Genomic DNA, 22,520 nt, shown 5'->3' on the forward strand with positions numbered 1-22,520 from the left:
CATCATTAAACGCCCCCATCTTGCTTAACTCCTCACGCATAAGCGCAAGAGGCGGTCGGTCTTGGACTAACAAGACAGGATGACGTTATTTTGAATTTTTCCATGTGTGCCAGTTCGTCGGGGCGCAAAGCCCATGCGCTCATGGCCGCATATCAGCCACCGCGCGCCACCCGCAAATTTAGGTGACAAGCGGAAGGGAGAGAAACAGCTAGAGTTTGTCCGATTTTTCCTAATATCAAAAGAATATTTTTCAGAGAAAAACGGTCAACAAAAGCAGACAAGTTTTCCTTTTTTCATACAGGATTGTTAAATTTTAATGTTGATTTTTAGACTACAGAAAAAGACCGAAATAAATCGGCCTTGCGTCTTGTTCAAATATCGCAACTCATTAGTTGAATTCTAAAAGATTTATCAAAAAGCAAAAAGGAGAAGCATAGTGCCTTCCCCTTAAAGAAATGTTAATTTTTTAATATTTTAGGAATGAAATAGGCTATTGTTGCTGATAATACAGCCAATATCAACGTAGGAACGGCAGAACTTTCACCAAAAACAACCTCTTGAGGTAAATTAGCGCTTATATTCCGAGTTTCTGATAGATCAGGATTGTATGTAGCAGTGAGAAGTATACCTGATAACATTTGCGTTAATGAAAATAGCAATACGAAGCTCACTAAGAATATCATGTACTTTTTCATTTTATCCACCTCCTAACTTACTTATTTACGATTATATCCCATAAAAGATTCAAGATTTTGAAAAATTCTTCAACTAACTTTTTCTCTTAACCAACCATGAAGCAAGCTTCAATACAGATGATGGAAATTAACTCATTCTTCACGGGAGTTCAACAACATATCATTATTTTAAATGATAATGTTTCTCTATATAATCTAATAAATGAAATATTTCAAAGTATTCCCCAAACAAATAAAAAACTGTTGCAATAGAGAAATTATAGAAACTGGTTTTACCCACTTCTTTTTTAGCAAAAGTACAAACTCAATGATTAAAAGTGTACTAAAACTAAAAGCGTATGCTGCAAAACTTATCTTAGTTCTCTCTGCAATACCTGAACCCAAAGCTAATCCGAATAAAAGTAATATGGCCATCAATGGCAATATTACTAATAAAAGTTTACGTAGTGAATTAAAATAATTCATTCTCCTACACCACTCATTTTTATAACTTATTTTACCATATATTAAGTTGTTTGTTTACTATTTCCTTCTCAATAATATCCTATCCGTTAGCCATGCATACATCGCTTCGTGGCACCACAGATGATGGAAGTAAGTTCGTTCTTCCATGGGGTTCCAGAAGTTTACTTTTGAAAATCTGCTATATTCCAATTCATTTTAGGATTAACGGCATCCATAAACTTCTTAATTTGTTCTTCGCTTAAATCTTTTTCACCAGTCGAATTTTTAACATATGATACAAGTTCCCAAGTTTCATCATAAGGTTTCTTCGGGGCTTTCCACCTAATGCCAAATGTATAATCAACACCATCAATCTTGACGTTCATAATCAATATATCGCCATGGAGGATAAACTTACTCATTTCCATTTTTGTATCTCCCTCTACTTTTTAATCCTTTATGAAAATTATTTCGCGTTCCTTCTTCGATTCTCCTGCCCGTTAGCCGAACAAGAAAACCAGCAACATTCTTTAGCAGATTTTTTCCATAAAAAGCAGACCGCACCCGCCCCAATTTTCCTGCAATCGCTTGAACGATTTCTTTTCTCATTCTCCTTGCTTGCCGTTCACTCACATGTTCCGTTCCCCTTAATATTTACAAGAAGGCTGAAGGATAACTCCGCCTTCTTTTTTTATTTCACTTTGGCGGCGCTGTTATTTTCACGATAAAACAGCATAGATTGTTTTTTCACTTCCTTTTTTCCTTCCATAAAACAAATAGCCACTCTTCCGTTGCTTCGGCGTCATGTTCGGGGAAAGGGTTTTTTCGGCACTTCCTACTTCACAATATCCCCTATGAAGGCAAGAAGCCTTTTTGACTCAAATAAATTTGTTCATCGGAGAATACCTTTTTTAGTCTGTCATACACGATGCGATATGCGGAAGGATCACACCATTCTTCCAAACCTAATTCTTTGTACATAGAAAAAATGCCTAAATTTTTGGTTCGTTTTCCTCCACTGCCGTCTCCCATGAAATAATCATCCACACAGACACGATCGACTAATTTCTTTAATGTTTCTGGAAACTCTTCACTGCTAGGCAATACAGGGGCGATTGCGGCTTGAGTCGGCACACCTGCATCTGCCAAAAGTTGCAGTGCCTTTAATCTAGCGCTAATCGGCGGGGCATAAGGCGTAAAAAGTTTACGTATATCTTCCCTGTCTGTTTCAATGGTCATGCTAACTCGGACTCTATCCTTTAAAAGCAGAAATAAATCAATATCTCTACATACTAAAGGGCTCCGTGTCTGTACGAATAAAAAATCCGGTTGATTTTCCGCCATTACTTCCAACAAGGATCTTGTTATTTTCTCCTTATACTCAATAGGCTGATAAGGGTCTGTGCTAGATGACATAAAAATCGTCACTTTCCCTTTATTTTTTGCTCTCTCCAGCTCTTTGCGCAGCAAATCTGCCGCTTCCTTTTTTATGTCTACCCATGTTCCCCATTCCTTCTTACGAAATACCGAAATAGGCATTTGACGCACATAGCAGTATGAACAACCAAATGCACAACCAGCATATGGATTCAAAGAATGACTATAACCGGAAAGAAATCCTGTTCCTTTATTAAGAAGGGTTTTTGGGTATTTGTAAAAAAATTCAACGTTCACGCCGAATCCCTCCAGAGGTTTACATACGCTCCGTGGTACTATTAGGCATGCAAGGGCTCGCCTCCATAAGCAAGCTTCTACTTTCTAGCTGCAGCAGCTGTTTCTTTATCTCCAAACCGCCCCGATAACCTGTCAGTTTTCCATTTTTGCCAATCGCACGATGGCAAGGTACCACAATTAAAATTGGATTGGCACCAATAGCAGCTCCGACGGCACGTACCGAAGCCGGTTTTTGAATATAATCCGCAATTTCCGAGTAAGATTGCGTGTGCCCGTACGGAATTTTGCGCAATGCATTCCACACTGATAATTGAAATGGTGTACCGTATAAATCAAGAGGCTGTAAAAAGTTCTTGCGCTTCCCCCGGAAATATTCTTCCAATTCGTCTGTATAAGGTCGTAATTTCTCATCATCTTGCGCCAAAACGCTGTTCGGAAAGCGTTTCGTAACTCAATTGGCTAACTCTTCAAATGGCTTATTCGGAGAACCTACGTAACAAAGTCCTTTGGATGTCGCAGCGATATACATTTGCCATTGGTTATACACAAACAAAGTCCAATAAACCGTTAGATTATTTTTTGATACCATTATTTAACGCTCCCATCGTTTATGTTATTGCTAATTAATTGGCGGTAATCTGCAGGCGTATAACCTGTTTCTTTTTTAAATAAAGTGATAAAGTATGCTGTATTAGGAATGCCTACTGCCAAGGCAATTTCTGTAATAGTTTTATCCGAATTGACAAGAGAATGAACGGCTTTGGAAATTCTTGTTTGCCGGATATACTGGGCTGGGGTGATCCCCTTTATCCGTTTAAACGTACGGTGCAAATGATAGGGACTGCCGTGGCACATATTCGCCAACGTTTTCAGCGTTAAAGCTTCCCTGTAATTCGTGTCAATGAATTGTGCGATTTGGGCCACCCATTCTTCATCCGGCAACCGTTGTCCGGTCGGTTTGCATCGTTTGCATGGTCGGAAATTTTCTGATAGAGCTTGTTGCGCATTTTGAAAGATGCGGACGTTTTCCTTTTTTGGGGGACGGGATTTGCAAGAAGGACGGCAAAAAATACCGGTAGTCTTTACGCCGTAAAAAAATTTATCGTCATAGGACGAATCGTTGCGCACGATCGCTTGCCATATTTCATCTGTTATATCTGTTTCACTAGCGTTCTTGGTTGCGATTGGAATATCTTCATGTTCTTGCTGTGTTTTATTCTTCATTTGGCTCACCTCCACATACAGTAACACCAGATGATATCCGAATATATGTTTCTACGAATATAAAAGCAAGATTTTAAAATCAAATCGAATACGTTTCATGTTAACACTAAGATTGTATCGTTATTGCGGAGAATGGAAACATTTGCATAAAAATAGCATGATTTATCCTGAGTGAGGCGCTCCTTAGTGTGTATAGGCGTGAAAATTTGGAGATAATCGATTTTTCCTATTGACAAATATAAAAAAAAGAACTATCCTAATTCGCGATTGTTCACGGAAACTTCCGATTCCTCGACAAAACTTGTCAAAGGATTCGACGGCCCCCAGAACGAAGTTAACAACGTAGAATAAGACCACATCTAGAAAGGGATGAGTGGCACGTGAGAGCAGAACGGAGAAAACAATGGAAATCGCATTGGCGCAAATACAAACATTTATATAAAGGTGCCCGCGTGGAACGCCGCAATAAATGGCGGCAAAAATGGGAAGAAAAATATACGGCGAGCTAAAAACCTTGGTACTACACCAAGGTTTTTTCACTTCCTTCCGGCTTCCCCGCTCCCGCATCTCTTCATTGCTTTGATGCCAAAATTTCTGCTCTTTCGTTCCACTGTTTTTCCCCTTCATTATGTATAGCCAACACCTCGTTCGCATAAAAATTTATCCGTTTACAAAAAATAATGATGCTGAAAGAAGGAGTGACTGTTCATGAACGGACAAGAAACATTTGTCGCCGTCCAAAAAAATCATCAAGGCGACATTATTGGATTTAAAACATCCAAAGGGCGCATATTATCATATCGCAGAGCATTAATGGAAGTGGAAAAAGGGGCGATTGCCGGTGTCCACGTCGTTACCGAGCACGACGGAGAACGATATATACGCTCCAATCCCGACGGAGATCCCTCCAACAATCTTGATCAACTTCCTCCGTTTTCCTAAATACTTATTTGTGGAAAGGATGTGCTAGCACATGACAAAACGACCGAACAAAGGAAGCAAAAATCAGAATGCACCGACACAAGATGCCATGTCGCTCTTAAACGGGACCATCGCGGGCGACAACAGCAAAGGAAATAAACGAAATAAATCGCAAAACGACAAAACAGATCTGTATGAATAAATCAGAGAAAGGGATGAGCTAAAACTCAATCCCTTTCATCGCCGTAACGCCTTGCTCATAATCATGTTTGACCAGCTTCATCTCTGTAACAATGTCGGCTGCCTCGATTAATTCCCGCTTCGCCGAACGGCCGGTGATCACTAAATGAAGCGCGGGAGGGCGCTTTTCTATTAATTGAAGCACCTTTTGAATGGAAATGATATCATCGACCGGAAACCGGTCAATCGCCAGCGCATTGTTCAATTCATCCAAAATCATTAAGTCGTACATGCCTGAAAGCACTTTTTCTTTCGTCAACTCCCATGCCGCCTTCAACGCCCGCCGATGCGCTTCCGGCGTTTTCGTCCATGTAAACCCGGCGCCCATTGGATACATTTCGATGCCGAGTTTTTGAAAAATAAGCTGTTCGCCATACGTTCGTTCGGGCGACTTGATAAACTGAATGACGGCGGCTTTTTTTCCTCTTCCTGCAGCCCGTATCGCCAACCCGAGCGCAGCGGTCGTTTTGCCTTTTCCGTCCCCCGTATAAACGATGACGCGCCCTTTCGTTTTATGTGGTGGCAATCGCATCACCCCGTTCCATCTCAGCAAACCATTGAATTGTTTCCCGCAGGCGTACGACCTCCCCGACAACGATCACCGCTGGGTGAGAAAGACCGGCGTTTTTGACGATATCGGAAATCATCTGCAGCGTGCCGACAGCCGTCCGCTGCCGCTCCGTCGTCCCCCACTCGATCACCGCTACAGGGGTATGCACCGGTTTTCCATGTTCGATCAGTTTTCGGCAAATATACGGCAAATTGCCAACACCCATATAAAACACAATCGTATCGCTTCCTTTCGCCAATCCTTCCCAATGAAGGCGGTCTTCGCCTTTTTCCGGGCGGCCGTGGCCGGTCACAATGGTAAAGGAAGCGGCATATTTTCGGTGCGTGACTGGAATGCCGGCATATGCCGGCGCCGCAATTCCTGCCGTCACGCCAGGAACGATTTCAAACGGAATGCCGTGTCGCGCGAGCACTTCCGCTTCTTCCCCGGCACGTCCGAATACGCAAGGATCCCCGCCTTTTAGCCGAGTGACAATCTTTCCTTGTTTCGCTTTTTCGACCAACCATTCATGAATTTGTTCTTGAATGCGCTCATGCTTTCCCGGTTCTTTTCCACAATAAATGAGCTCGGCGCCGCTTTTGGCGTATTTCAATAAATTTTGGTTAATCAATCGGTCGTAAATAATAACATCGGCGTTTCGAATGCACTCCAACCCATAGACAGTAATCAGCTTTTCGTCACCGGGGCCGGCGCCGACGATATATACTTTTCCGCACGCTGTCATTGTTTTCCTTCTCCTTCTACAGAATGGGAAATATGTGCAGAAGCAAATGTCGCCATTTCTTTAACCATCGCCGTCGCAAATGCCAACAGCGGAAATGCGACCGCCGCCCCGCTTCCTTCGCCAAGGCGCATGTTTAAATCGATGAGCGGCTCTTTTCCTAATAATTCAAGAGCCACTTGATGCCCCATTTCTGGAGAACGATGGCCGGCAATCATATAATCGGCAACAGCGGGAGCGAAAAGCTTAGCGACAAGCGCGGCAACCGTACAGATGAACCCGTCCAATAAAATCGGAACACGACGCTCCGCTGCCGCCAACATCGCTCCTGCTATCGCAGCGATTTCCAATCCGCCGATTTTGGATAATAATTCTATCGGTTTGGACGGATCAGGTTTATGAAGCGACAATGCGCGGCGAATGACATTTGCTTTATGGGCTAGCTTCTCTTCGGAAATGCCCGTTCCCCTCCCGACAAGTTGTTCGATTGGCTTGCCGCTCACCGCCGTTAGAATCGCGCTTGCGGTAGTCGTGTTGCCGATGCCCATTTCGCCGACAATAAGAGTACGAGCGCCTTTATTGATGATCTCCTTCGCTTGTTCGTAACCAACGATTAGCGCTTGTTCCGCTTCCGCGCTGCTCATCGCTTCCATTTCGCAAAAATTGTTGGTGCCGTGCCGCACTTTTTTCGAAATTACCGCTTCAAGTTCAATCGGTGCAGCGACTCCAACATCAACAATGGCAAATATTGCGCCAATTTGCCGGCTGAATACATTAATCGCCGCGCCGCCTTGAACAAAATTCCCTACCATTTGCGCCGTCACTTCCGGCGGAAATGCTGACACCCCTTCTTTCGCAACACCGTGGTCCGCGGCAAATACAAGCACGCCAGGCGGGGAAACATTGGGAAATTTAGTCCCTGTCATTTCCGCCAACTCGACCGCTAACTTCTCTAAACGGCCAAGACTGCCAACCGGCTTTGTCAATTGGTCGACGTAAGCGCGTGCCTCTTTTCCTATTTCTTTATTCAGCTTTGGAATCGAAAATAACATTACACATCCCCCTTTTGAAACGCATGCATTTTTTCTTCAATTTCATCAATGCGGACGTGCCGCTTCACATGATTGGCAAGGCGATCAAAAGCCTGCTCTCTGATGGTGCGAAACGACTGACGCCCGTAAATGGGCGCCAATCCTTTCCGGCGGCGAATATTGTTCAATAGCGCCTCACGAAACGCATCGTTATGAAAAAGATCGTGAAAATACGTGCCTAACACCCGATCGTCTTTGCTTTTCGCGCCTTCCCCACGCCCTTGAACGTCGACAAAAGGGATATAATCTCCGTCAAGCGGCTGCGAACGACCCATATGAATCTCATACCCTTTTACGGAAAAACGCTCACCGGCAAATGTCAATATCCCTTCTGAAAGAACGGTTGTTTTTTTACGCTCCAGTGTCGTTTCCATCGGAAGCAGATTTAATCCAGAAATTTCCTCTAGCGGCGTTTCCACACCAAATGGATCGCGAATGCGGGCGCCTAACATTTGATAGCCGCCGCATATTCCAACAATCGTCGTAGAATGATATTTATAAAGTTTTACAATTTGCTCGGCAATGCCTTGTTTCTTCATATATAGCAAGTCTTCTATTGTATTTTTGCTTCCTGGTAAAATAAGCAAATCGGGCTTTCCAAGCTGCGCGGCCGTCGTCACAAAACGGACGTGGCAGTCCGGTTCGGCCAAAAACGGATCGACATCCGTGAAATTAGAGATTTTCGGACAGCGGATCACTGCAATATCAATGTCTTTGTCCGGATTGACGGTTGCGGACATTTGTTCTAAACTAACCGAGTCTTCCGCGTCAATATGTAAATCTTCTAAATATGGAACGACGCCTAACACCGGAACGCCCGTATATTGCTCAAACCAGTCGAGCCCCGGCTTCAACAGCGCCAAATCGCCGCGGAACTTATTAATAATCACGCCGATGATCCTCTTGCGGTCTTCTTTGTCAAGCAGCTGCAACGTCCCTACTAAACTGGCAAACACGCCGCCGCGTTCGATATCGCCGACTAATATTACCGGCGCGTTTGCCATGCGGGCGACGCGCATGTTGACAAGTTCGCGGTCGTTTAAATTGATTTCCGCCGGGCTTCCCGCCCCTTCAATAACAAGCCGATCATACTCATTCATTAAAACGCCCAGCGACTTGCGGATAATGCTTAATCCATGTTCGAAAAATTCGTTGCGGTACGCGAACGCCTGCATATTTTTATACGGCCGTCCGTGCACGATGATTTGCGATTCATGCTCGCGGCTCGGTTTAATTAAAATCGGGTTCATATCGGTCGTCGCGGCAACGCCGGCCGCCTCCGCTTGGATTCCTTGCGCCCGCCCGATTTCTTTGCCATCGACCGTAACATACGAATTAAGAGACATATTTTGTGATTTAAACGGCGCCGTTTTCCAGCCGTTTTGCGCGAAAATGCGGCAAAACGCCGTGGCGATAATGCTTTTTCCCGCATCGGAATGCGTTCCTTGAAACATAATCGGCAACGCTTTAGCCATGTTCTTTCACCTTCTTGCATCGCTTCAGCCAATTTTCGACCATTGGCGGGCAAGAAGCAAAATGAAAATGGACATAGCCTGCAATTAAATTTTGCCGCTGATAGCCGTCTTTTTTCACACCGCGCAATCCCGTTGTTTCATACGCAAATGGAATCTCGCCTCCCGCTTCGTACGTAGAATAATGGAACTCATGCCCCCGCGCCCGCAATCCTTCCGGAAGCAAAAAATTTCCTTGTTCTCCCTTAACTTCGCGATAGCCGAGCGCGATGAGCTTCGGATGCATGACGACGCGCCCCGGAATGACGCCGACCATGTCATAACGCGAACCATCCGTCGTTTCAATGGCTTCGGTTAAAAACATAAATCCCCCGCATTCCGCCAATGTCGGAAGCCCGCTTTCGATCGCGGCTTTGATCGACTGTTTGACGCTTCGCTGTTCGGACAGCTGTTTTGCGAATTCTTCGGGAAATCCGCCGCCAATATACAACCCATCGACATCGTCCGGCAGCGGCTCGCCGGCAAGCGGGGAGAAAAAGACCAACTCGGCTCCATACGCTTGTAACAGCTCTAAATTTTCCGGATAGTAAAAATGAAACGCCGCGTCTTTGGCGACCGCGATCCGCACATCATACGATTTGTTTACATCGACATACGATCGAGGCGCGTTCAATGCCGGAGCTTCCGCCAGCTTAAGCAATGCGTTAAGGTCGACCGTCTCGGCGACGCGCTCCCCTAATTCCGCAAAAAAGCCATCCAAATCTCCGCGCTCTATCGACGGAATGAGGCCTAAATGCCGTTCCGGAATGTGAAGCGCATCATCTTTGGTTAAAAATCCGATCACTGGAATGCCGCATTCTTGTTCAATCGCCGTTTTCACAAGGCGAAAATGCCCCTCACTGCCGACGCGGTTGGCAATCACTCCCGCAATGCGCACGCGTTTATCAAACGTTTGAAAGCCGCGGACAACCGCCGCCGCGCTCCGTGCCATTCCGGAACAGTCGATGACAAGCAACACCGGGCTTTTCGTCAAAACGCTGATTTCCGCCGTCGTTCCTTCGTTTGTCGTCGGCCGCTTTCCGTCAAACAGTCCCATGACCCCTTCGATAATGGCGATGTCCGCCCCTACACAGCCTTTTGCGCAAATCGCTCGAACCGCTTCGTGGCCGACCATCCAACTGTCGAGGTTGCGCGATCGTCTTCCCGTGACAGCGGTATGATAGGTCGGGTCAATATAATCCGGACCGCATTTAAATCCTTGCACGGCGTAGCCTTTTTTTCTTAACGCCGCCATCAGCCCAATGGTTACAGTAGTTTTTCCGACGCCGCTTTCTGTCCCGGCGATCACGATTCTTCGCATGTTACGTTCCTCCTTAATGTTGCAAAAGTGCCACCGAAATCGTGACATTGCCTGCTTTTTTCTTTACTAGTTCCAGCTTTTCCGCGCCGCTATATAGCTTCGCCGCCGGCTCGCTTACACCGTAGGCGCCTGTATAGCGGTACACCGTTTCCGAAGGTTGTTCGATGTTTACATTGTTTAATTCTTCCGGAGTATAGTAAACAAATTCCCATCCGTATTTCCGGACAACTTCAAGCAGCCCCGGCTCGTCTTTTTTTAATGCAATCGTACATACCGCTTTCACGCTTTTCAGCGAAAAACGGAGCTCGTCTAACGTTTCGCGAATGACCGTTTCGATTTCTTCCGCTGTTGTGCCGCGGTTGCAGCCGATGCCGAGCACAATCACTTTTGGGCGGTACAAAACGCCGTTTTGCAATATCGCTTCTTCCTCTTTCGTCAACAGGCGATGGGTCACGACAAGAGCGGCGTCCGGTTTTGCCGCTAGCGCTTCCGCAATCGAATCATAAATATGGATATTGTTTGGCAGCGGCGTATCGTAGTTCCACCAATTTCGCTCCCCTGATTCCTGCACCACGGCAACGCGCTGTTCATTGACGACAGCGGCGCTGACAGGCGTCAGCTTTTCGGCGGATTCCCACTCCCATCCAAAAGAACGGCCAAACAAATCAACGGCAATCGTTTTTTGTACGTCAGAAGCAGTCGTAATAACCGGTTGGGCGTGTAAAATTTCCGCGACTTGCCGCGTCAATTCGTTCGCCCCGCCAAGATGTCCAGAAAGCACGCTAATGACGTACTGCCCTTTATCATCGATAACGACAACTGCCGGATCGGTTTTTTTATCCTTTAATAACGGGGCAATCATCCGCACGACCGCGCCGAGCGAAATAATAAGCACAAGCCCGCGGTATGTTTGAAAGAGCGACGGCAATAATAACCGCACGTTCCCTTCAAACAAGCGAATTCCTTTTTCTTCTTCGTCACCTCTCGCAAACTTATTCGTATAATACACATCCGCATTCGGGAGCTTTTCGCCGACGCGGCGGGCAATGTCCGCGCCGTGCTTTGTAATCGCAACAATCGCATACATTTTCTCACACCCCCCGCCGATATCCGTGCGTAAACGTTTTATCGTACAATTTCGAGCGATACTCGCGCTCGATGATCGCTGGATCTAACGCCCAGCCTGCTAAAATGAGCGCGTGTTTGCGGATGCCGTTTTCTCGCATATCCCCATCCAGCGTGCCGACGGTGGAATAAATGATTTTTTGGTCTGGCCATGTCGCTTTATATACGACGATAACGGGGGTATCATCGCTCCAGCCCGCATCCTTCAGCGCCTTTGTCACTTTTTTTGTTAATGTTGCACTTAAAAACAGCGCCAAAGTGCAATGATGTTTCGCCAGCTCTTCCAGCTTTTCCTTTTCCGGGACCGGCGTCCGCCCTTCCGCTCGCGTTAAAATAACCGTCTGCGTCAAATCCGGAACAGTCAGCTCCGCTTGGACAGCGGCAGCCGCCGCAAATACCGAACTGACGCCAGGGACAATTTCGATTTCGACCCCCTGTTTTTTTAAGAGCGCTATTTGTTCGAGTGTCGCTCCGTAAATCGACGGATCCCCCGTATGGATGCGCACGACTTTTTTGCCTTGCTTCAGTCTTTCCAGCATCGCTTCGACCATTTCTTCTAAATGCATCCCCGCCGTATGAAACACTTCGGCTTCTGGCTTTCGATAGCGCTCGATCAGTTCGTCATTGACGAGCGAATCCGTGTAAAAAATTGCATCCGCTTCTTTGAGCAATTGTGCGCCTTTCACGGTAATCAAGTCCGGTGCCCCGGGCCCTGCGCCAATAATATGTAATTTCACTTTCTCACCACCAATAACGTTAAATATTCAAGCTCCGCGCCTTCGAGCTGTTCAATATTCCAAATGACCTCCTCTTTCGATGTCACTTTTGTCACCACGGCGGCTTTTGGCAATAAGCTTTGTTCGCGAAGGAGCTGAATCATCATATCCATCACCTTCGCCACTTTCAAAAACACGACGCAGTCATGATCTTCAAGCGCTTTTTTCATCGCCTCATAGTCGTCGCGCGCCGGAATAATCGCCACATGTTCATCCCCGTCGGCAAGCGGGATTTGCAGTCTCGCCGCCGCCGCGTTGACGGAGGAAACTCCCGGAACAATTTCAATCACGACATTTGGATAACGTTCTTTCATGATGTTCATCAGATGGATAAACGTGCTATATAAAAGCGGATCACCTTCGGTCACAAATGCGACATCTTTTCCCGCGCGGAGCTGTTCCCATATCGCTTCTGCCGTTTCGTTCCATTTTTCTCTCAACACATCTCTATCTTTTGTCATTGGAAAGACGAGCCCAAGCATCTCTTTTTCCGTCGGAGAAAAATATGCTTCAATAATTTGCTGGGCATAGCTTTTGCTGCCGCGCTGTTTTTTCGGATAAGCAATGACATGCGCTTCCTTCAGACGGCGAAACGCCTTCACCGTCAACAGCTCGGGGTCGCCCGGACCGACGCCGATGCCGTACAACGTTCCGCTCATTCGTCTCCCTCCCTCTTTGCTGCAATGATATAAATCGGATTCAGCGCATCAAACCGCGTCAGCTCTAAAATCGGCTTGCTTCTGGAGATTTGCGTAAGCGTAACGTCTGCTTGAAAGCCGCGCTGTTTTAATCCTTCCACCGCCTGCGCCAGCGTTTCTATCGTAACTGCGTTAATCACGATGCGCCCGTTCCGTTTCAAGCGCCGGCAGCAAACGTCAAGCAGCGGCCCCATTGCTCCCGACGTTCCCCCGATAAAAATGGCATCCGGGTCGGCAAATTCATCTAAATGCTCAGGCGCTTTGCCGTGCACAAGCGTAATGTCGACGCGGAATTTTTTTAAGTTTTCCTTGCAAATCTCGATATCATGGGCGTTTTTTTCAATCGCAAACACCGCGCCTTCGCGGGCGATTTTCGCTGCTTCAATCGCCACCGAACCGGTGCATGTGCCGATGTCCCAAACGACGCTTTTTTCATGAAGGCGAAGCGCGCTAATGCTTAGCACGCGAATTTCTTTTTTCGTAATCAGCCCTTTTTCCGGCTTGCGCTGCAAAAATTCATCATCGTTAATCCCGAATGACCACGTCGGCCCTGCTTTTGTTTTTTGCAAAATAACGACATTTAATGGGGCAAACTCGGCATCTGCCATCGCTTCCAATTTGAAAAAGCGGCACCGTTCATCCCGTCCGCCAAGATTTTCCCCGACAAACGCGCGGTATTCGGTCATTCCGTACGAAAGCAAATATTTCGCAATGGCGTTAGGAGAATTCGTTTCATCCGTTAATATCGCCACTTTTTCGCATCCGTCGATTCGCTGCGCGAGCCCTTTCATGCCTCGGCCGTGGACGCTGATAAACTCGGCGTCCTGCCACTTTTCCCCCATTTTCGCAAACGCCCATTGAATCGAGCTGACTGTCGGATACACTTCGATCGGCAGCTTGTTCGATAAATAGCTGCCGATTCCATAAAACATCGGATCGCCAGACGCAATAATGACGGTTCGCTTCGTTTCACGTTTCAATCTTTCGGCAAGCTCGGACAGACCGCCTTGAATCGTAAGCTTCTCCCCTTGAAAATCCGGGAAAAAGGCTAAGTGTCGCTCGCCGCCTACCAATAATTCACTTTCATAAATCCAGCGTTCATAAAGGCGCGGGAGGCTCGCTTTCCCATCGGCGCCAATGCCAATTAGTTTAATCGCCTGCATCGTTTCGCACCGCCTTTCCTAATAATTGGCCGTCCATCGTGTACAGCGATGTTTCGACTGTAATGCCGCCGCCGACTTCCCGTAATGCCGACAAACAACAATGATCGCATAGTATTTCAAAAAAATGTCTATTTTCTGCTTTCAACATCATCTCGCCAACTTGCGACGCCGTATTGGCTTCGCGAACAGCGGCAACGAGTTCCGGCGAAGCACCTGCTCGCTCGGCAATCGCCGCTAAAAATGAGAAATCGACAGGCGCTCCTTTCGAATGGACCATCATGACGCCTTGCGCCACTTTCGAAAACTTCCCCATCATCCCAACCATCGAAACGGTTTTGATTCCTAATCTTTTGCACTGTTTCAGCGTAAAGCCGACAAAATCGCCCATTTCAATAAACGCTTCCTCAGGAAGATGAGGATATTGTCGCATCGCAAATTTTTCGCTTCGTCCCCCTGTCGTGATCACGACATGGTCGCATCCGTTTGCTTTCGCCACTTGGATCGCCTGAACGATGCTCGCCCGGTACGCGGACGTCGAAAAAGGAACGACAATGCCGCGCGTCCCTAAAATCGAAATGCCGCCGATAATGCCGAGGCGCGCGTTTAGCGTTTTTTTGGCGATTTCTTCCCCGCCAGGAACGGAAATAATGACGTTTACTCCCCGGGAAACGCTGTATTGTTCCAGCACTTCGCGCGCTGCCTCGCAAATCATTTTCCGCGGGACAGGATTGATTGCGGCTTCGCCTACCGGGACCGGCAAACCCGGTTTCGTGACGCGCCCTACCCCTTTTCCGCCATCTAAATGAATGCCGGGCTGCTCCGCCCATGACACAGTCGATACAATCGCGGCTCCGTGCGTCGCGTCAGGGTCATCCCCCCCGTCTTTGATCACCGTTGCCGCTGCCGACGCCCCGCCAATCTCGCACGATTCAATCGCAAACGTCGCCCAGCGTCCAACCGGCAAATAAATCGTTGCCTCCGTTTGCCGGATGCCGGTAATCAGTGCCGTTAATGCCGCTTTCGTCGCCGCTGTGGCGCACGCCCCCGTCGTATATCCTTCTCGCAGCGTTTTTTTCGCTTCCATTTTGTTTAACCTCGCTCTGCCAACAGTGACAGCGCGTTTAGCGCCGCCACGGTAACGGTGCTTCCTCCTTTCCGCCCAATATTCGTAATAAATGGAATATCTAATTTCGCCAATTCCGCTTTCGCTTCCGCCGCCGACACAAACCCGACCGGCAGGCCGATCACTAATCCCGGATGCGCTTCTCCTTCTTTAATTAAACGAATTAATTCCAGCAATGCCGTTGGCGCGTTTCCGATCGCAAAAATCCCGCCTTCCGCCTCCTTCGCCGCTTTTCGCATCGCGACGATCGCTCTTGTCGTATTGAGCCGCTTCGCCTCGGCAATGACATCTTCATCGGAAATATATACCTTCACGGTTCCGCCAAATTTTTCAATGCGCGTTTTGTTCACCCCGACTTGGACCATTTGCACATCGGCGACAACCGTCTTGCCGCTGCGTATGGCTTTTATTCCTGCGCGAACGGCCTCAGGATGAAATAATAAGCTTTTTCCAAGCTCAAAATCGGCAGAAGCATGAATGACGCGCTGTACAATCGGATATTGTTCTTCCGTAAAATGGTGTTCCCCGATTTCTTCATCAATGATTTGAAAGCTTCTTTTTTCAATTTGCTGCGGTTGTACTGTAACCGGACGAAATTCCGTGCGGAAATCCATTGTCAAAACCCCTTTCTTTTTTAAGACTGTATCGTTTGCCGCAGCGCCGCTATGACGTCGGAAAATTGTGAAAACACTGTGCCATATTCCATCGATGGGCGGCGGATGACAATCGTCTCAATCCCCAGCTCTTGTGCGGCGGCGATTTTTTCGTCGACAAATCCAACTTTTCCGCTTTCTTTCGTAATGAGCAACGTAACGCCAAAATGACGGAAAAGCGCCATATCCAGTTCTTTTGAGAACGGGCCTTGCATCGCAACGATATTTTCTTGCGGAAACTTTAGTTGTTCGCATTTCTCCATATTGTCTTTGCGCGGGAGCATGCGCGCAATCACGCGCGTATTTGGAAGGCCAAGCAGCTTGGCGGCAAAAATGTGCAGCGTTTTGCTTCCTGTCGTCAGCATAATCACCCCGCGCTTTTGCGCCGCCAATTCGGCCGCCTCTTCATAGCTGTCAACAAAGGTGACAAGCCGGCTGCTTAACTCGGCTGCTTGGCGTTCATAGCGGATGTACGGAACGCCGGTTGCCGCTGCCGCCTGCATCGCATTTTTCGACGCTTCTTCGGCAAACGGATGGCTTGCATCCACCACCGCTTTCGCTTTCTTCGCGCGGATCAACGCTGCCAATTGATCCGCCGGCAGCCTTCCAAGATGCACCGCTAATCCGGAAGCGCGCAGCTGGTCCGCCGCATGTTCTGTAACGACAGTCGCCAACACATTATATCCCGCCTGTTGGATGCAAAGCGCCAGCTCTCGGGCATCGCTCGTTCCCGCTAATACGATAACCATGCATGTTCCTCCTTAATGATGGTGATGGTGGTGATGCCCTGTTGCGTGAAGCCGGTATTGGCACATATCGCAGTTCATCACAATCGTTTTGCCAAGCGCTTCTTCTAATCTGTCAAGCACAATCGTTTTTAATTTCGGATGAAATCCAAAGTAGCCGGCTAGGGCAAAATCAACTTTGGGATACTGAAAACGAAATTGTTTTACTTTTTCTTCAAGACGCTTGATAAGCACCCCGGTAAACAAGAAGTACGGCAAAACTACCACTTTTCGCGCCCCTAGCTTGACGCAACGCTCCACAGCATCATCTAACGATGGCGTTGTTACCCCCATAAACGCCGGTTCGACGAGGAAATAGTTCGTTTGTTCCCAAAATAAGCGGGAAATTTTATATAAATCGCTGTTCGCATCAGGATCGCTCCCCCCGCGCCCAAGCAGCACCACCGCTGTTTCCGGAGCAGGGTTTTCAATATTTTCACCGATTTCTAGCAATCTCGTTTTCAAGATCGCAAATGTTTGCTCGTGAATGCCAATCGGCCGGCCATAGATGAACGCCACATGCGGATAATGCTTCTTCGCTTCATCGATCTCCGCCGGAATATGCAGCTTCGAATGGCCTGCCGCCAACAAAATCATTGGCATCACGACAATTTCACGAGCCCCGGCGGCGACGCAACGATCGATCCCTTCGCGAATCGTCGGCAGTCCAAATTCTAAAAAACTTGTTTCGACATGTATGGATACTTTAATGCTCTGCTTTAATTGTTCGACAAACTGCCGGACTTGATCGTTTCCTTCCGGGTCGCGGCTGCCGTGCCCGACAAATAATACGGCTTTCATTGATTCTCTCCCCCTATTCACCGCAGACAGGCACTTCGATTTTTGCCGCCTGCTTCTCTTCTTGATACGCAAATCCGCCGACTTGCTTCACTCTCTGGAAAAACTTATGAAACCGTTCGTTTGGATAGGCGTTTTCCTTATATTCTTGAATAATGCGGGTGACAACAGATACAATCTCGCTAGGAGGAATTCCTTCAGCGACAAGTTGTCCAGGCTGCGCGTTTCTTCCGACTGTTTTTCCTCCTAAAAATAAGTCAAATGCCCCTTTCCGATAGACGATGCCGATATCTTCCCGCACCGCTCCGTAACACGCCATGCCGCAGCCATTTACACCGATCTTCAATTCTTTCGGAAGCGCCATTCCGCCAAGCTGATCGTATAACTCTTCCGCGTATGGAATCGCGTCTTTTTTCTCGCCGTCGCAAAAATCGCACGCCTTCACCATCAGCACATCACCGATCGGGGCAACAGTCAGTCCCGCTTCTTTCAGTTTCGAAACGATACAGTCTGGATCAGAAGTAGGCACCTCTAGCTTCAAATAATGATCCGGCGTATACATCATCGTTCCGCCTTCGCCGACGATTTCAGCAAGCAGCATCATCTGCTTTGCCGTAAAGTTTTTATTCGCTACCCCCGGGCTAACCGCGATTTCGAAAATCGCAGGGGCAAACACCGCGGCGTCGCGCTGGCGGATCGCCAGTTTTTGCAACGCGTCTTCCGCGATTTCTCTTGCCGAGGACGGTTTCGTTTGATCAAGCGCCCACGGTTCCGCTTCTTTGCGGAGCCGTTCGTGCGGTTTCAACGGCTGTTCGGCGGCGCTCAGCGTATATTTCCGCTGGTAGCCGCGCGGCGTAATCATCAGCCCGTCGTATACAAACGTCGAAGAATTGCCGATAATGACAGTCGTTAACATTCCGACATCGTAATCGAGCATATGCGCTAAATCTGTCAATACGATATGCTGCCGCGCGCGATAAGCGCTTTTCACTAATCCAACTGGAGTGCTTGGCGAGCGATAGCGCAAAAGAATCCGCTGCGCTTCGACAATTTGCCGCGTGCGCCGTCCGCTTTTCGGATTATATAGAGCGATGACAAAATCGGCAGCGGCTGCCGCTTCGATGCGTTTCTCAATCAGCGCCCACGGCGTTAAGTGATCGCTTAAGCTAATCGTGCACGCGTCGTGCATAACCGGCGCACCTAACAGCGCGGCGCATGAATGAATGGCGGAAATGCCTGGAATGACTTCCACTTCGATATCGCTCTCTCGCGTCCACCCTTTTTCGATGAGCACCTCATACACAAGCCCTGCCATTCCATACACGCCCGCGTCCCCGCTGGAAATGACGGCGACCGCTTTTCCGCGTTCCGCCCATTTCACCGCCTCTTGGGCGCGGCTGACTTCTTCCGTCATTCCCGTACTAATCACTTGTTTATCGCCGATTATATCCGCGACGAGGTCAATGTACGTCTTATAACCGATAACGATGTCGCTTTCTTCAATTGCTTCCCGCGCCCGCTTTGTCATATGTTCTTCGCTGCCTGGCCCAAATCCAACGATCAGCAATTTCCCTTTCATCGTTTCACCTCAATTTCCATCTTTCTTGTTCATGTTAACTGGGCATATTTGCCTAAAAAACTGGAACTCTATATCACTGTCTCACTAATACGGAGCTTGGGCGTTCATCCATTGTTTCATTTCTTCCACATTCCGCGGGATGCGTGTCTCGTGTGGAAACAACGTTTTCCATACAGAAGCAAGCAGCGGAACACCAAGATGCCATTTTTGCAATTGATGCTGCTTTGCAAATACCTCTTGCGGTGCTCCTTGCATGACAATTTGTCCGTCATGCATGACAAACACGATATCCGCCCACTCTAAAACAAAATCAAAATCATGAGTCGCAATCAAAACCGTCGTGCCGTTTTGATGAATATCGTTGATCTTCTCGACAAACCTCTCGATTTGCAGTCGGTCTAAATATGCCGTCGGCTCATCGAGCACTAATAATTTCGGGTTCGTCACCATGACGGCGGCAAGCGTCAGCCATTTTTTTTGACCGAGACTTAAATGATGAACAGGCTTGTCCAACCATGAACGCAATCCAAACTCGTCCAGCGCTTTTTCCATGAGCTCGTCCATCTCGCTTTTTTTCATTCCTAAATGGCACAGGCCAAACGCCAGTTCATCACGCACCAGCGGCGCCACAAGCTGGTGTTCTGGATTTTGAAAAACGATGCCGACTTCCCGCCGCCATTTTTGCAATGTTGGACGTCGGTAATCCATCTTCTCGCCATTCCAATAGATATCGCCGGAATCGGGGCGCAACAGCCCGTTCGCATGTAAAAATAACGTGGTCTTGCCGCATCCATTATGACCGATAAGCGCACATTTTTTTCCATTGGGGACACAAAGGCTTAACCCCTTCAATACACACGGCCCGTTTGGATACGTATAATATACTTCGTCCATTTTCAGCATCGTCTGCTGCCCTCCTATCATCCCAGCCATAGAAGCAAACTTATGCCGATGGCTGCTTCCCACAGATAACGTTTGTTTTTTTCATTGTATGTTTCCACATGAACATAGACCATTTCATCGGAAACTCCGCGGGCCCATAAAGCAAGGCGCAGCGCTTCATAGGAATGCCATATTTTTTGAAAAAGCTGGAACACCAACATCCCGCCATGCCGCCAATGGTTTCCTCCGTTTCTTGCTTTCATTGCTACATATAGCTCTTCTGCTGCTTTCTCGAAAACAAATACAAACCGATACGTAAAAAATAACAACTCAATGATGACGGATGGTACTTTCATTCGCTTGAGCACATACAGCATCTCTGGAAACGGGGTAGTCACTAGCAGGAAAAATAAACAAGACCATGCCGCAACCGAACGAGAGAGCAAAGACATCGCGGCAAAAATTTGCGAACGATCAATAGAAACATGAAAAGAACTGTCAATGGAAACAAGCAAAGCTGGAAAACTCACCATCAGAAACAATGCCACAACTCCGAGTGTTTTGGCGTACACTTTCCACGAAACACGTGCATACCCGATAATCCATGCGGCAAGCCAAATCGTTATCATTACTTGCATTTTCCAACTACCTATCATGGCCATCATTAATAATATGAGCGCAAATATCACTTTTTGTTCAGGACGTATTGTCCGCAGGCGGTTATTGTAAGCAATTGTGTCAAACTGTCGGATCATTTTGATTCCTCTCTTCGGTTCTCCCGACCTTTATAGACGCCGATAATGTAGCCAATAATTCCGGCCCCGACCGCCGCCTGCACAGAAAACAGCAACGTTTCCACCTCTCCGCCCGGCGGCTCAAATATGGTTTCCATCCAAGGTTGATAATGAGGAGCGATCACCTGAATCGTTTTTTCCGCCTGGTCATCCGTGCCGCCAAAATCAGAGTGATGAATGAACAATAACGGTGCCACTACTAATAAAACAGCAAAAACAAGGAGAAAAAGACTTCGCTTCATAATTTACACTCCCCTCTCTAATTGAGTCAGTTCCCGGCTGCTGTAAGTCGATAAGAAATTCCAAACGACAACCGTAAGCAGCCCTTCTGTAATCGCCAGTGGTATTTGCGTGACAGCAAAAATGCCGGCAAATTTGACAAACGAAGCGAAAATCCCGCCTGTCGCATCTGGAAACGCCAACGCTAATTGCAATGAGGTGACAACATATGTGGCTAAATCAGAAAAAAATGCAGCGAAAAATATCGTCCAACGCCGCGATATATTCCACTTTTTCCCGAAACGATAAATGCCGTACGCCACAAGCGGGCCGGCGACTGCCATGGACATGGCATTCGCACCTAATGTCGTCAATCCGCCATGTGCCAGCAGTAATGCTTGAAACAGCAATACGATGCTCCCCATCACTACCATCGTCCATGGACCAAACAGCACCGCACCGAGCCCTACCCCCGTTGGATGTGAGCTGCTTCCAGTAACGGATGGAATTTTTAAAGCAGACAGCACAAACGTAAATGCCCCGGACAGCGCAATGAGCAGCTTTAGTTCCGGATGCTCACGCGTAATCCGGATGAGTGAACGCATACCGATGATCAAAAATGGCAAAAACGCGAGCCACCAAAAAATCACCCATCTAACAGGCAAAAATCCTTCCATAATATGCATCGCAAATGCCGATGAACTTTCAGAAAAAGTAAAATAGACAACTAAACCGCAAAGGAAAAGGGCGTATTTCCATTTTTTCATGCTTCCGTTCCTCCCGCTGTTCTGCATCATTTCGAGATTCCTAGAGGGGACGTTGATTGTTTTGGCATCATGAATCCCTTCATCTTTTCATAACGGTACGTTATCGTTTCTTCCAGCCATTCCCCGTCCCGTAAATGCCTTCGCACAAGCTCCCTTGCTTTTTTCGGCGTCATCCCGTTGTACCATACGCCTTCAGGGTAAACGATGACGACGCATGCATCCTGGCAGCGGCCATTGCAGCGCGTCCGCGTCGTATGTACGCTGTCGTTTAACTCCAGCCTCGCAATTTCTTCACGGATGGCAAGTGTTACTTCCTCTCCCCCTTTACGCATGCAGCTGCCTCCGTTGCAAATCAGCACATGATGTTTCGTTCCGGTTAAGTTCCATGTTGTCATGTTCAATCTCTCCTTTTTTGCAAAATAAAAAGCACCTCTATACGCAGAGGTGCAGAAAAATGCATACAAATATAGCCAAAAAAGTATGCCATTCTCCCGCACGTCTACCTATAATCCCGTAGGTATCCGTCCGAACAAATAAGGCAGGTCTCCTGACTTAGGATCATCGCTTTGCTGCGCCTTCCCGAAGTTTCCTTCAGTGACATCATGCAACAAAGCTCCCCATCACAGTGGCGGGTACCGTGACGGATTTTCACCGTACTTCCCTTTTAAGCCTGTTCTCTAATGAGAAAGGCACCTTATTTGCTTGGCATAGATATTGATTTCTCATGGAACATTTCTGTTACTCA

27 protein-coding genes, 1 pseudogene and 1 riboswitch are annotated in these 22,520 nt (G+C 47.6%); of the genes and pseudogenes, 3 read left to right on the forward strand and 25 right to left on the reverse strand.

Annotated elements, in window-relative coordinates:
* Positions 1-458 precede the first annotated feature (458 nt).
* The 6 genes and pseudogenes from MWM02_RS10205 to MWM02_RS10230 all read right to left on the reverse strand — a co-directional run bounded on the left by MWM02_RS10205 (position 459) and on the right by MWM02_RS10230 (position 4,037).
* Positions 459-695, reverse strand: a complete 237-nt coding sequence (locus tag MWM02_RS10205; protein WP_064553636.1) for a hypothetical protein — start codon at positions 693-695, stop codon at positions 459-461.
* Between the two features lie 626 nt (positions 696-1,321).
* Positions 1,322-1,567, reverse strand: a complete 246-nt coding sequence (locus MWM02_RS10210; protein WP_064553634.1) for a hypothetical protein — start codon at positions 1,565-1,567, stop codon at positions 1,322-1,324.
* Complete coding sequence (locus MWM02_RS10215; RefSeq protein WP_244401934.1) at positions 1,554-1,772, reverse strand: hypothetical protein; 219 nt, start codon at positions 1,770-1,772, stop codon at positions 1,554-1,556. Before MWM02_RS10215 ends, MWM02_RS10210 begins: the two co-directional genes overlap by 14 nt.
* Before the next feature lie 219 nt (positions 1,773-1,991).
* Positions 1,992-2,813, reverse strand: a complete 822-nt coding sequence (locus tag MWM02_RS10220) for an SPL family radical SAM protein (protein WP_244401935.1) — start codon at positions 2,811-2,813, stop codon at positions 1,992-1,994.
* A 19-nt stretch (positions 2,814-2,832) separates the two neighbouring features.
* Positions 2,833-3,402, reverse strand: a pseudogene (locus MWM02_RS10225) (methylated-DNA--[protein]-cysteine S-methyltransferase).
* Positions 3,402-4,037 (reverse strand): bifunctional transcriptional activator/DNA repair enzyme AdaA, encoded by a 636-nt coding sequence (locus MWM02_RS10230; protein ID WP_064553626.1) that lies wholly within the window; start codon positions 4,035-4,037, stop codon positions 3,402-3,404. The pseudogene MWM02_RS10225 and the gene MWM02_RS10230 overlap by 1 nt, the downstream one beginning before the upstream one ends.
* 380 nt (positions 4,038-4,417) lie before the next feature.
* On the opposite strand from MWM02_RS10230, the gene MWM02_RS19395 reads away from it, so the two are divergent.
* From MWM02_RS19395 to MWM02_RS10240, 3 genes are all read left to right on the forward strand, one after another.
* Entirely contained in the window at positions 4,418-4,546 is a 129-nt protein-coding gene (locus MWM02_RS19395; RefSeq protein ID WP_255210114.1) for a hypothetical protein, read from the forward strand.
* A gap of 199 nt (positions 4,547-4,745) precedes the next feature.
* Positions 4,746-4,979 (forward strand): DUF3892 domain-containing protein, encoded by a 234-nt coding sequence (locus tag MWM02_RS10235; protein WP_064553624.1) that lies wholly within the window; start codon positions 4,746-4,748, stop codon positions 4,977-4,979.
* Positions 4,980-5,010: 31 nt separating this feature from the next.
* On the forward strand, positions 5,011-5,160 hold the full coding sequence (locus MWM02_RS10240) for a hypothetical protein (RefSeq protein WP_198401626.1): 150 nt from the start codon (positions 5,011-5,013) through the stop codon (positions 5,158-5,160).
* 18 nt (positions 5,161-5,178) lie between these two features.
* Here MWM02_RS10240 and cobO read toward each other — a convergent pair whose 3' ends face one another.
* From cobO to MWM02_RS10335, 19 genes are all read right to left on the reverse strand, one after another.
* Entirely contained in the window at positions 5,179-5,730 is a 552-nt protein-coding gene (gene cobO, locus MWM02_RS10245) for a cob(I)yrinic acid a,c-diamide adenosyltransferase (protein WP_244403615.1), read from the reverse strand.
* On the reverse strand, positions 5,711-6,493 hold the full coding sequence (gene cobA / locus MWM02_RS10250) for a uroporphyrinogen-III C-methyltransferase (RefSeq protein ID WP_244401936.1): 783 nt from the start codon (positions 6,491-6,493) through the stop codon (positions 5,711-5,713). The genes cobO and cobA overlap by 20 nt, the downstream gene beginning before the upstream one ends.
* On the reverse strand, positions 6,490-7,542 hold the full coding sequence (gene cobT, locus MWM02_RS10255; RefSeq protein WP_244401937.1) for a nicotinate-nucleotide--dimethylbenzimidazole phosphoribosyltransferase: 1,053 nt from the start codon (positions 7,540-7,542) through the stop codon (positions 6,490-6,492). The genes cobA and cobT overlap by 4 nt, the downstream gene beginning before the upstream one ends.
* Positions 7,542-9,056, reverse strand: a complete 1,515-nt coding sequence (locus tag MWM02_RS10260; protein ID WP_244401938.1) for a cobyric acid synthase — start codon at positions 9,054-9,056, stop codon at positions 7,542-7,544. Before MWM02_RS10260 ends, cobT begins: the two co-directional genes overlap by 1 nt.
* Positions 9,049-10,413, reverse strand: a complete 1,365-nt coding sequence (locus MWM02_RS10265) for a cobyrinic acid a,c-diamide synthase CobB (protein WP_244401939.1) — start codon at positions 10,411-10,413, stop codon at positions 9,049-9,051. Before MWM02_RS10265 ends, MWM02_RS10260 begins: the two co-directional genes overlap by 8 nt.
* A gap of 13 nt (positions 10,414-10,426) precedes the next feature.
* Positions 10,427-11,500 (reverse strand): cobalt-precorrin 5A hydrolase, encoded by a 1,074-nt coding sequence (locus tag MWM02_RS10270; protein ID WP_244401940.1) that lies wholly within the window; start codon positions 11,498-11,500, stop codon positions 10,427-10,429.
* Between the two features lie 4 nt (positions 11,501-11,504).
* Complete coding sequence (gene cobM / locus MWM02_RS10275) at positions 11,505-12,275, reverse strand: precorrin-4 C(11)-methyltransferase (protein ID WP_064553610.1); 771 nt, start codon at positions 12,273-12,275, stop codon at positions 11,505-11,507.
* The gene (cobI, locus tag MWM02_RS10280) at positions 12,272-12,973 is read right to left on the reverse strand and encodes a precorrin-2 C(20)-methyltransferase (RefSeq protein WP_064553608.1); all 702 of its coding nucleotides are present in this window, start codon (positions 12,971-12,973) and stop codon (positions 12,272-12,274) included. The genes cobM and cobI overlap by 4 nt, the downstream gene beginning before the upstream one ends.
* The gene (cbiE, locus tag MWM02_RS10285) at positions 12,970-14,175 is read right to left on the reverse strand and encodes a precorrin-6y C5,15-methyltransferase (decarboxylating) subunit CbiE (RefSeq protein ID WP_244401941.1); all 1,206 of its coding nucleotides are present in this window, start codon (positions 14,173-14,175) and stop codon (positions 12,970-12,972) included. Before cbiE ends, cobI begins: the two co-directional genes overlap by 4 nt.
* Entirely contained in the window at positions 14,162-15,259 is a 1,098-nt protein-coding gene (locus tag MWM02_RS10290) for a cobalt-precorrin-5B (C(1))-methyltransferase (protein ID WP_064553604.1), read from the reverse strand. Before MWM02_RS10290 ends, cbiE begins: the two co-directional genes overlap by 14 nt.
* A gap of 5 nt (positions 15,260-15,264) precedes the next feature.
* Positions 15,265-15,912, reverse strand: a complete 648-nt coding sequence (locus tag MWM02_RS10295; RefSeq protein WP_064553602.1) for a precorrin-8X methylmutase — start codon at positions 15,910-15,912, stop codon at positions 15,265-15,267.
* A 20-nt stretch (positions 15,913-15,932) separates the two neighbouring features.
* Positions 15,933-16,700, reverse strand: coding sequence for a precorrin-6A reductase (cobK, locus tag MWM02_RS10300; protein WP_064553600.1), 768 nt, complete (start codon positions 16,698-16,700; stop codon positions 15,933-15,935).
* A gap of 12 nt (positions 16,701-16,712) precedes the next feature.
* Positions 16,713-17,537 (reverse strand): sirohydrochlorin chelatase, encoded by an 825-nt coding sequence (locus tag MWM02_RS10305; protein WP_064553598.1) that lies wholly within the window; start codon positions 17,535-17,537, stop codon positions 16,713-16,715.
* A 13-nt stretch (positions 17,538-17,550) separates the two neighbouring features.
* Complete coding sequence (cobJ, locus tag MWM02_RS10310) at positions 17,551-19,113, reverse strand: precorrin-3B C(17)-methyltransferase (protein ID WP_244401942.1); 1,563 nt, start codon at positions 19,111-19,113, stop codon at positions 17,551-17,553.
* Positions 19,114-19,197: 84 nt separating this feature from the next.
* Positions 19,198-20,016, reverse strand: a complete 819-nt coding sequence (locus MWM02_RS10315; RefSeq protein WP_244401943.1) for an energy-coupling factor ABC transporter ATP-binding protein — start codon at positions 20,014-20,016, stop codon at positions 19,198-19,200.
* Between the two features lie 17 nt (positions 20,017-20,033).
* Entirely contained in the window at positions 20,034-20,750 is a 717-nt protein-coding gene (cbiQ, locus tag MWM02_RS10320) for a cobalt ECF transporter T component CbiQ (RefSeq protein ID WP_064553592.1), read from the reverse strand.
* The gene (locus MWM02_RS10325; RefSeq protein WP_064553590.1) at positions 20,747-21,031 is read right to left on the reverse strand and encodes an energy-coupling factor ABC transporter substrate-binding protein; all 285 of its coding nucleotides are present in this window, start codon (positions 21,029-21,031) and stop codon (positions 20,747-20,749) included. The genes cbiQ and MWM02_RS10325 overlap by 4 nt, the downstream gene beginning before the upstream one ends.
* 3 nt (positions 21,032-21,034) lie before the next feature.
* The gene (locus MWM02_RS10330) at positions 21,035-21,775 is read right to left on the reverse strand and encodes an energy-coupling factor ABC transporter permease (protein WP_064553588.1); all 741 of its coding nucleotides are present in this window, start codon (positions 21,773-21,775) and stop codon (positions 21,035-21,037) included.
* Between the two features lie 26 nt (positions 21,776-21,801).
* Entirely contained in the window at positions 21,802-22,170 is a 369-nt protein-coding gene (locus MWM02_RS10335) for a (2Fe-2S) ferredoxin domain-containing protein (RefSeq protein WP_064553586.1), read from the reverse strand.
* Positions 22,171-22,295: 125 nt separating this feature from the next.
* A riboswitch (cobalamin riboswitch) is annotated at positions 22,296-22,487 on the reverse strand.
* Positions 22,488-22,520: the final 33 nt, after the last annotated feature.

Origin of the sequence: Parageobacillus sp. KH3-4, from assembly GCF_022846435.1 — a bacterium.
Lineage (GTDB): Bacteria > Bacillota > Bacilli > Bacillales > Anoxybacillaceae > Parageobacillus > Parageobacillus thermoglucosidasius_A.

What these genes read in the sequence shown, in the direction of transcription:
- MWM02_RS10205 (WP_064553636.1), bottom strand. Translation starts at nt 695, where the DNA reads ATGAAAAAGTACATGATATTCTTAGTGAGCTTCGTATTGCTATTTTCA.
- MWM02_RS10210 (WP_064553634.1), bottom strand. Translation starts at nt 1,567, where the DNA reads ATGGAAATGAGTAAGTTTATCCTCCATGGCGATATATTGATTATGAAC.
- MWM02_RS10230 (WP_064553626.1), bottom strand. Translation starts at nt 4,037, where the DNA reads ATGAAGAATAAAACACAGCAAGAACATGAAGATATTCCAATCGCAACC.
- MWM02_RS10235 (WP_064553624.1), top strand. Translation starts at nt 4,746, where the DNA reads ATGAACGGACAAGAAACATTTGTCGCCGTCCAAAAAAATCATCAAGGC.
- MWM02_RS10240 (WP_198401626.1), top strand. Translation starts at nt 5,011, where the DNA reads ATGACAAAACGACCGAACAAAGGAAGCAAAAATCAGAATGCACCGACA.
- cobO (WP_244403615.1), bottom strand. Translation starts at nt 5,730, where the DNA reads ATGCGATTGCCACCACATAAAACGAAAGGGCGCGTCATCGTTTATACG.
- cobA (WP_244401936.1), bottom strand. Translation starts at nt 6,493, where the DNA reads ATGACAGCGTGCGGAAAAGTATATATCGTCGGCGCCGGCCCCGGTGAC.
- cobT (WP_244401937.1), bottom strand. Translation starts at nt 7,542, where the DNA reads ATGTTATTTTCGATTCCAAAGCTGAATAAAGAAATAGGAAAAGAGGCA.
- MWM02_RS10260 (WP_244401938.1), bottom strand. Translation starts at nt 9,056, where the DNA reads ATGGCTAAAGCGTTGCCGATTATGTTTCAAGGAACGCATTCCGATGCG.
- MWM02_RS10265 (WP_244401939.1), bottom strand. Translation starts at nt 10,413, where the DNA reads ATGCGAAGAATCGTGATCGCCGGGACAGAAAGCGGCGTCGGAAAAACT.
- MWM02_RS10270 (WP_244401940.1), bottom strand. Translation starts at nt 11,500, where the DNA reads ATGTATGCGATTGTTGCGATTACAAAGCACGGCGCGGACATTGCCCGC.
- cobI (WP_064553608.1), bottom strand. Translation starts at nt 12,973, where the DNA reads ATGAGCGGAACGTTGTACGGCATCGGCGTCGGTCCGGGCGACCCCGAG.
- cbiE (WP_244401941.1), bottom strand. Translation starts at nt 14,175, where the DNA reads ATGCAGGCGATTAAACTAATTGGCATTGGCGCCGATGGGAAAGCGAGC.
- MWM02_RS10290 (WP_064553604.1), bottom strand. Translation starts at nt 15,259, where the DNA reads ATGGAAGCGAAAAAAACGCTGCGAGAAGGATATACGACGGGGGCGTGC.
- MWM02_RS10295 (WP_064553602.1), bottom strand. Translation starts at nt 15,912, where the DNA reads ATGGATTTCCGCACGGAATTTCGTCCGGTTACAGTACAACCGCAGCAA.
- cobK (WP_064553600.1), bottom strand. Translation starts at nt 16,700, where the DNA reads ATGGTTATCGTATTAGCGGGAACGAGCGATGCCCGAGAGCTGGCGCTT.
- MWM02_RS10305 (WP_064553598.1), bottom strand. Translation starts at nt 17,537, where the DNA reads ATGAAAGCCGTATTATTTGTCGGGCACGGCAGCCGCGACCCGGAAGGA.
- cobJ (WP_244401942.1), bottom strand. Translation starts at nt 19,113, where the DNA reads ATGAAAGGGAAATTGCTGATCGTTGGATTTGGGCCAGGCAGCGAAGAA.
- MWM02_RS10315 (WP_244401943.1), bottom strand. Translation starts at nt 20,016, where the DNA reads ATGCTGAAAATGGACGAAGTATATTATACGTATCCAAACGGGCCGTGT.
- cbiQ (WP_064553592.1), bottom strand. Translation starts at nt 20,750, where the DNA reads ATGATCCGACAGTTTGACACAATTGCTTACAATAACCGCCTGCGGACA.
- MWM02_RS10325 (WP_064553590.1), bottom strand. Translation starts at nt 21,031, where the DNA reads ATGAAGCGAAGTCTTTTTCTCCTTGTTTTTGCTGTTTTATTAGTAGTG.
- MWM02_RS10330 (WP_064553588.1), bottom strand. Translation starts at nt 21,775, where the DNA reads ATGAAAAAATGGAAATACGCCCTTTTCCTTTGCGGTTTAGTTGTCTAT.
- MWM02_RS10335 (WP_064553586.1), bottom strand. Translation starts at nt 22,170, where the DNA reads ATGACAACATGGAACTTAACCGGAACGAAACATCATGTGCTGATTTGC.